Annotated in this window: 1 protein-coding gene; it reads right to left on the bottom strand. The window is 65.0% G+C overall.

Going from position 1 to position 1,032, the window contains the following annotated elements; genetic code table 11:
* The coding region (locus ACSFA2_RS25925) for an ABC transporter substrate-binding protein (protein ID WP_435458190.1) at positions 1-959 on the bottom strand (959 nt) is incomplete at its 3' end.
* Positions 960-1,032 lie beyond the last annotated feature (73 nt).

Below are 1,032 nucleotides of genomic sequence, written 5' to 3'. Positions count from 1 at the left end.
AGCGCTTCGTAGATCACGCGCATGCCGTCATAGCCGCCCACGGCCATGAAGTTGGGGCGCATCTTGGGGTTGGCCTTCTCGAAGGCTTCGACGAACTTCTTGTTCAGGGCCGAGGGGTGCGCGGCCGAGTAGTGGTGCGAGGTGACCACGCCCAGCGCGCCGTCGCCCATGTCGTTGAGCTGGTCGTCATCCGTCACGTCGCCGGTGGCGATCATCTTGATGCCGGCCTTGTCCATGCCGCGCTCCAGGAACTGCTTCATCACCGCCGCGCCCGCGCCCGAGGGCACGAAGACGAACAGCGCGTCGGGCTTCACGTCGCGCACCTTCTGCAGGAACGGCGCGAAGTCGGGGTTGCGCAGCGGCACGCGCAGCTTGTCGAGCACCTTGCCGCCGTTGAGCTGGAAGCGCTCGCTGAAGAACTTCTCGGCGTCGTTGCCGGGGCCGTAGTCGGCCACCAGCGTGACGACGGTCTTCACGCCGTTCTTCGGCGCCCAGTCGCCCATGGCCACCGACACCTGCGGCAGCGTGAAGCTCGAACGGATGATGTAGGGCGATGCCTCGGTAATGCTCGATGTGGCAGCAGCCATCACCACCTCGGGCGTCTTCGACTGGGTGGCGATGGGCGCCACGGCGAGGGCCAGAGGCGTGAGGCCGAAGCCGGCCAGCACGTTGACCTTGTCGTTCACCACCAGTTCCTGCGCGAGGCGCTTGGTCACGTCGGGTAGGCCGGTGTCGTCCTTGACGATCAGCTCGACCTTCTTGCCGGCCACGGTGTCGCCGTTCTGGGCCATGTACAGGCGCGCAGCGGCTTCGATCTGGCGGCCGGTGGAGGCCGACTGGCCCGTCATTGGAAGGATCAGGCCGATCTTGAACTTGTTGGCGTCCTGGGCACTGGCCAGCGACATTGAAAGCGCAAGTGCCGAGAGGGCGGCGGTCTGGATGAGATGGCGTCTTTGCATGTTTTTTCCTTTGAGGGGCGGAACGCGAACCGGGGCTATTTTCAACACTTTGCAACATCCGGCGGAGCAGGCA

It is taken from the genome of Variovorax cryoconiti (assembly GCF_051216395.1).
GTDB lineage: Bacteria > Pseudomonadota > Gammaproteobacteria > Burkholderiales > Burkholderiaceae_C > Variovorax.
Note: the sequence above shows the minus strand (reverse complement) of the source record. Positions and strands in the feature narration are given on the sequence as shown.